The organism is Streptomyces sp. CO7, assembly GCF_053474865.1.
The window spans coordinates 108,715-115,490 of sequence record NZ_JBRIOU010000011.1 but is presented as its reverse complement, the minus strand read 5'-3'; the positions used below and the strand labels follow the sequence as shown (position 1 = coordinate 115,490).

The following is a 6,776-nucleotide window of genomic DNA, read 5'->3' as shown; positions in this document are numbered from 1 at the left end:
CTCTCCGTGAATGTTTACCCGTAATCGGGTGACACCACGATGAGCGGAACCGCGAGCGGAATAAGCTCGACGGTTCACAGCGTCCTCGCTGTGTTTTTTCAAAGGAACCTCGACCAACCGGAACCGGTTGGACGGGGTATCAACATATCTGGCGTTGACTTTTGGCACGCTGTTGAGTTCTCAAGGTGCGGACGCTTCCTTTGTACTGACCCTCTCGGGTTTTCCTCCGGGCGCTTCCTTCGTTTCCGACTCTATCAGACCGTTTCCGTTCCGATTTCCTCGGTGCTTTCCAGGTCCTTCGCCTTTCGGCGTTTTCCCTTTCCGGCGTTTCCGACTCTATCAGTCTTTTTCTCTTCTTCGATCACCGTCTCCGGCACATACCGAAGAGCCGATCTTGGAGGAAGATCTGAAGGAGTTGGGGTGCTGTCCGGGGTGCGTTGGTGCGATCTCTCGCAGTCGCTTGTTCCGAACAGGTGTAAGACTCTACACACCTTCCGCGCCCAGAGGCAAATCGCTCACGAGGTCCCTCTTCTGGCACCAGACGGCGTCAAGGCACGGATCCGGGGCATACCGGGGCATACCCTGCATCCTGCGCGGTGCCCGATCACGGGCTGTGACTGTCGTCGGCTCTGGAGGCCTCTTCTGATGCTCACCGTGACATCGCCCCTCGCGGGCCGGGTCGTCGCCCTGGAGAGCGTGTCCGACCCTGTCTTCGCCGAAGCCATGGTAGGACCCGGCCTGGCAGTGATGCCTACGACGGACAGGGCGGTCGCGGTCGCTCCCCTCGACGGGACTCTCGTGTCCCTGCATCCTCACGCGTTCGTCGTCGTCGCGGACGACGGGCGGGCCGTGCTCGTACACCTCGGGGTCGACACCGTGCAGCTGAACGGTGAGGGATTCGAGCCGCTGCTGCGGAAGGGAGACGCCGTGCGGCGCGGTGACGGCGTCGTCCGATGGGACCCGGGCGCCGTGGAGGCGTCCGGCAGGTCGACGGTCTGCCCGGTGGTCGCGCTGGAGGCCGTGGTCGACGCGCTGACCGGCTTCCCGGCCGACGACGGTGTCGTGGCCCCGGGCGACCGGCTCTTCCACTGGGAGTGACGCGGGGCCTCCGCCCGGCCCCGCCCCTTGTGACCCCGTGGGCCTCGGGCAGCCACACTGGCATGCAGAGATCAACCGGGCGTCACCAGCGAGGTGCGCTCTCGCACGAGTGGACGGTGAGATGGAGACGACGCTGCGAGGCGTAGGGGTCAGCCACGGTGTGGCGATCGGGGAGATCCGGCACATGGGGACGGCGGTACTGGAGCCGCCTGCCCGGCAGATCCCGGGCTCGGAGGCCCCGCGGGAACAGCGGCGGGCGCGCCAGGCCCTGCAGGCGGTGGCCGCCGATCTCACCGCTCGGGGTTTCCTGGCCGGCGGCGACGCGCAGGCCGTGCTGGAGGCCCAGGCGCTGATGGCCCGGGACCCCGAGCTGCTGGCGGACGTCGAGCGACGGGTGGCGGTGGGGAGCACCGCGGAGCGCGCCGTGTACGACGCCTGTGCGGCATACCGGGATCTGCTGCTGGGCGCGGGTGAGTACCTGGCCGGCCGGGTCGCCGACCTGGAGGACGTGCGCAACCGGATCGTGGCGCGGCTGCTCGGGGTGCCGATGCCCGGCGTCCCCGACAGCGACGAGCCGTACGTGCTGGTGGCACGGGACCTGGCTCCGGCGGACACCGCCCTCCTGGACACCGCATTGGTGCTCGGCATCGTCACGGAGGAGGGCGGGCCGACCAGCCACAGCGCGATCCTGGCCCGGGCCCTCGGTGTGCCGGCGGTGGTCGGGGTGCCCGGCGCCGCGGAGCTGCCGGAGAGCACGGTGCTGGCGGTGGACGGGAGCACCGGTGAGGTGATCGTGGACCCGTCCGCCGCCCGGCAGGACGGGTTGCGGGCCTTGGCCGAGCAGCGGAAGGCCGAGCTGGCCGCCGCGAAGGATCCGGGCCGCACCTCCGACGGTCACCTGGTGCCGCTGCTCGCCAACATCGGCGGCCCCGCCGACGTCGAGGCCGCGCTGGAGGCCGGGGCCGAGGGCGTGGGACTGCTGCGGACCGAGTTCTTCGCCCTGAGCACCCCCGGCAGTGAGGAGGCTCCTTCCGAGAGCAGTCAGGTGGAGGCCTACCGGGAGGTGCTCTCCGCCTTTCCCGGCCGGCGTGTGGTGGTGCGCGTGCTCGACGCCGGCGCCGACAAGCCCCTCGGCTTCCTGACGCCCGCAGACGAGCCCAACCCGGCCCTCGGCATGCGGGGGGTCAGGACGCTGCTGCAGCACCCGGAAGTGCTGCGGACGCAGCTGCTGGCGTTGACGAAGGCGGCCGAGGGTCTGCCGGTGCACCTGGAGGTGATGGCGCCGATGGTGGCCGACCGGGCCGATGCCTGCGCCTTCGCCGAGGCGTGCCGGGCGGCGGGGGTCCGGGCCTCGGTGGGCGTCATGGTGGAGACGCCGTCGGCCGCGCTGCGGGCGCGTGCGCTGCTGCGTGAGGTCGAGTTCCTTTCCGTGGGCACGAACGATCTGGCTCAGTACGCCTTCGCCGCGGACCGTCAGGCGTCCTCGTTGTCGCGGCTGCAGGACCCGTGGCACCCGGCGCTGCTCGATCTGGTGGCGATGACGGCGGAGGCCGCCCGCACCGAGGGGAAGAGCTGCGGCGTGTGTGGCGAGGCGGCGGCGGATCCGCTGCTCGCCTGCGTGCTGACCGGTCTCGGGGTCACCTCCTTGTCCATGGCTCCGGCCGCGCTGTCGCGGGTCCGCGCGGCGCTGGCCACCTGCACCCTGGCCCAGTGCCGGCGTGCGGCCGCGGCGGCGCGGTCGGCGGACAGCCCTGAAGAGGCCAGGCTCGCGGCGCGGGCGGTGCTGTCCGGGGAGTGAGGCGCCCCCGGACAGCCGCCCGGGCAGGGCCGGGTGCCGGTGGACCGGACCGCTCAGTACCCCGGACTGCTCAGTGCGGGTGGTACGGCGGCACCACTCCGAGGTCGGGTGGCGCGCAGTAGTCGACGTCCGACTCGGGTGCGATCGGTTCGCCGGTGGTGACGTCGGTGCAGTAGGCGTCGAAGACCTCGCCGGCGGTGAGCGGTTCCAGCCCTTCCGGCCGCAGGCGCCAGCCGTGGACCTGGTCGGACCGGCCCGGGCCGACGCTGCGGAGCACCAGGCCGCCGGGGCTGCGGGTGGCGATGCCGAGGGCAAGGACGGCGGTGAACTCCAGGGCCTCGCCCTCGTCGATCTCCACGTCGCCGTCCTCTCCCCGCTCGGCGTCGAGGATGCTGAAGAGCGCCTGGGGAAGGGCGCTCACACTGCAGACCAGGTGGAGGGAGCCCGGGGGCGCCGTGTCGAGGGCCGAGGCCAGCAGGGTGGCGGCGTGGGCGAGGGCGAGCCGGCCGAGGTCCTCCCCGCAGTCGGGGCACGGTCCGAGGCCGGCCAGCACTTCCGTCGCGTACTCCCAGGTGGCCTGCCGGACGGCCTCTTCCACCAGGTCCGGCAGCAGGTCCGCGAGGGGGCGGCCGTCGTAGGGCACGGTCGGCCCGGCGGCGGCGAGCTCGGCGGTGAAGCGGGCGCGGCTGGCGACCGCGTCGGGGTCGAGTCCGGCCTCGCAGCACCAGAGCTCGTACTCCGCCGGGTCGAAGAGGGCCACGCTGGTGTGGCTGCCCTGGGCGGCCCTCGACCTGAGCAGCGACTCCATCTCGTCGAGGTAGGTCCGGTGGTCGTCGAAGGCGAAGCTCCGGTAGCGGAGCATGGCCGCGAAGTCCTGTTCGTCGGTCAGCAGGCCGACGGTGCCGGCCACCTCGCGGCGCAGGACACGGCGCTGGTTGCGGCGACCGCCGCGTCGGGCGCGGGGCCCGCGCCCGGAGCGGGAGCTGTGATCGGTACGGGTGGCGCGGTCGGTCTCGGCGTGGGTACGGGCCATGGTTCCCCCAAGTGTGCGAGCGGTCGATCATTGCTCACTCACCGTAACCGTCACCACTGACAGTGACAGTGGCGACGGCGGAGGGCCGGGCCCGCACCCCGGCGGTACCGGCGGCTCAGGCGCGCTTGCGGGCGAGCTCCTCGTAGAAGGCCAGCAGTCCGACGTCGTCGATGGACCCCGGGTTGACCGCCTTCTCGATGGGCACGCCCTGCAGCAGCCGCTTGACGGGGACCTCGATGCGCTTGCCGGTGAGGGTGTGCGGGATGCCCGGGACCTCGATGATCTCGTCGGGGACGTGGCGGGGCGACAGCTGTTCGCGGATGGTCAGCCGCACCTTGTCCACCAGCGCCTCGTCGAGGTGCGCGCCCGGCGCGAGGTGGACGAACAGCGGCATCCAGTAGCCGCCGTCCGGCAGCTCGACGCCGATGACCAGCGACTCCTTGATCTCCGGGAGCCGCTCGACGGCCTCGTAGATGTCCGCGGAGCCCATCCGGACGCCCTGCCGGTTCAGCGTGGAGTCGGAGCGACCGTGGATCACCACCGACCCGCGGGAGGTGATGGTGATCCAGTCCCCGTGGCGCCACACGCCGGGGTAGGTCGAGTAGTAACTGTCGTGGTACCGGCTGCCGTCGGGGTCGTTCCAGAAGCGGACCGGCATCGACGGCATGGGGTTGGTGACGACGAGCTCGCCGACCTCGTCGGTCAGCGGCTCGCCGCTCGGGTCCCAGGACTGGAGGTCGGTGCCGAGTCCGGCCGCCTGGAGCTCGCCGATGTGGACCGGGAGGGTGGGCACCGCGCCGGCGAAGCACGAGCAGACGTCGGTGCCGCCGCTGACGGAGGCGATCCACAGATCCTCGCGGACCTCGTCGTGCAGCCAGCGGAAGCCGTCCGGAGGCAGCGGCGAGCCGGTGGTGGCGACGCAGCCGACCCGGGAGAGGTCGTGGTCGCGCGAGGGGTGCACCCCTGCCTTGCGGCAGGCCATGACGTACGCGGCGGAGGTGCCGAAGAAGGTGGCGCCGGTGCGTTCGGCGATCCGCCACTGGGCTCCGGTGTCGGGGAAGCCCGGGCTGCCGTCGTAGAGCACCACGGTGGTGCCCGTGAGGAGGCCGGAGACGAGGAAGTTCCACATCATCCAGCCGGTGGAGGTGTACCAGAAGAACCGGTCCCGCGGTCCCAGGTCGCAGTGCAGGCCGAGCTGTTTGAGGTGCTCGACGAGGATGCCGCCCTGGGACTGCACGATGGCCTTGGGCAGCCCCGTGGTGCCGGAGGAGTAGAGCACCCACAGGGGGTGGTCGAACGGCACCTGCTCGAAGACCGGGGCGGTGTCCGCGGAGGTCAGCGCCGACCACTCGAGGGTCCCCTCGGGGGCGTCGGTGCCCAGCAGCGGGATGTGCACGACGGCGCGCACGGTCGGCAGTTCCCGGCGCAGCTCGGCGACGGTCTCCCGGCGGTCGTGCTCCTTGCCGCCGTAGCGGTAGCCGTCGACGGCGAAGAGGACGACGGGTTCGACCTGCTGGAAGCGGTCCAGGACGCTGCGCGCGCCGAAGTCGGGGGCGCAGGACGTCCAGACGCCGCCCACCGCCGCGGTGGCGAGGAGGGCGACGACGGCCTGCGGGACGTTGGGCAGGTAGCCGCTGATCCGGTCACCGGGCCGCACGCCGAGGGCGCGGAGCTCGGCGGCCAGCGAGCCGACCTGCCGTGCGAGTTCGGCCCAGGTGACGGGGCGCGGCTCCTGGGCCTCGTCGACGTGGAGCAGCGCCGGGTCGTCGGGACGCTCGGCGGCGGTCCGCAGGGCGTGCTCCGCGTAGTTCAGGGTGGCGCCGGGGAACCAGGTGGCGCCGGGCATCGAACGGTCGCCGAGGACGCGGGTGTACGGCGTGGAGAAACGGACGTCGAACCACTCGGTGACGGCCTTCCAGAAGGTCTCCAGCTCCTCCACGGACCAGCGGTGCAGGGCGGGGTATCCGCCGTCCGCCGGGGCTCCGTGGTGTTCGGCGGCCCAGGCCTGGAACCGGGTGATCCGGGCCTCGGCGGCCCGCTGCGGCGTGGGCTGCCAGAGCGGGGCGGGGTTCTGCGTGGACATGGTGCGACTCCCGGGATCCAGCGCCTGTGGGCGCATGACGCGGCAGAGAGGACGATGCCATGTGATCGTCTTCGGTACCAGGGTGCCCGCCACATAGTCCCCGGCTGATGTGTGGGGTGCCGCACCACGCGGGTGGTCAGGAGTAGCGGCCCTCGAACCAGTTCCGGACGGCCACCGTGTGCAGCGGAAAGGCCAGGTCGGCGGGCTCGCGGAGCAGTGTGCGGTCGGTGGTCTCGGAGGTGGGGACGAACGGCGGGAGCGAGGCGGCGCGCAGTTCGGGGAGGAGGCCGAAGACCAGCAGGTGGCCGTGGGGCGAGCTCAGCACGTCGGCCGGACGGACGTCGGCCGCCTCGGTCACCAGGCCGGTCTCCTCGCGGAGTTCACGGACCACGGCCCGCCGCCAGTCCTCCTGGTGGTCGATGAAGCCGCCGGGCAGGGCGGTGCCGCCGAGCGCGGGCTCGATGGCGCGGACGATGACCAGCAGGCCGGTCCCCTCGGCGTCGCGGACCGGCTGCAGGGCGACGGCGACCGGGAGCGGGTTGCGGTAGGCGACCGTTCCGCACGCGCGGCAGGTGCGGGGCCAGCCGGAGACGGCCTCGCCGTAGCGGGTTCCGCAGGCGGAGCAGTGGGAGCCCGGCGGGTGGACGGCGACGGGGTGCGGGGAGGCGGACACGGCCGGAATCTATCCGATCCGCGCCGCCCCCGCCGCCGGATCGGGTCGACGGGGGCAAGGGCGGGGCGGTGGGCGGCCGGCGGTCGAGACG

The 6,776-nt window shown here is 72.2% G+C and carries 5 protein-coding genes; 2 read left to right on the top strand and 3 right to left on the bottom strand.

What is annotated here, in order from left to right; all coding sequences use genetic code 11:
- The first annotated feature begins 645 nt into the window (after positions 1-645).
- A complete protein-coding gene (locus ACOV8S_RS29595) occupies positions 646-1,098 on the top strand; it encodes a PTS sugar transporter subunit IIA (RefSeq protein ID WP_448321559.1) in 453 nt (150 codons plus the stop codon).
- Between the two features lie 121 nt (positions 1,099-1,219).
- Complete coding sequence (gene ptsP, locus ACOV8S_RS29590) at positions 1,220-2,896, top strand: phosphoenolpyruvate--protein phosphotransferase (protein WP_448321553.1); 1,677 nt, start codon at positions 1,220-1,222, stop codon at positions 2,894-2,896.
- A gap of 70 nt (positions 2,897-2,966) precedes the next feature.
- On the opposite strand, the gene ACOV8S_RS29585 is transcribed toward ptsP, so the two are convergent.
- From ACOV8S_RS29585 to ACOV8S_RS29575, 3 genes are all read right to left on the bottom strand, one after another.
- Positions 2,967-3,929: a hypothetical protein gene (locus ACOV8S_RS29585; protein WP_448321552.1), complete on the bottom strand. Its 963-nt coding sequence runs from the start codon at positions 3,927-3,929 to the stop codon at positions 2,967-2,969.
- A gap of 115 nt (positions 3,930-4,044) precedes the next feature.
- Entirely contained in the window at positions 4,045-6,012 is a 1,968-nt protein-coding gene (locus tag ACOV8S_RS29580; protein ID WP_448321551.1) for an acetoacetate--CoA ligase, read from the bottom strand.
- Between the two features lie 136 nt (positions 6,013-6,148).
- On the bottom strand, positions 6,149-6,685 hold the full coding sequence (locus ACOV8S_RS29575; RefSeq protein WP_448321550.1) for an NUDIX domain-containing protein: 537 nt from the start codon (positions 6,683-6,685) through the stop codon (positions 6,149-6,151).
- Between the last annotated feature and the right edge of the window lie 91 nt (positions 6,686-6,776).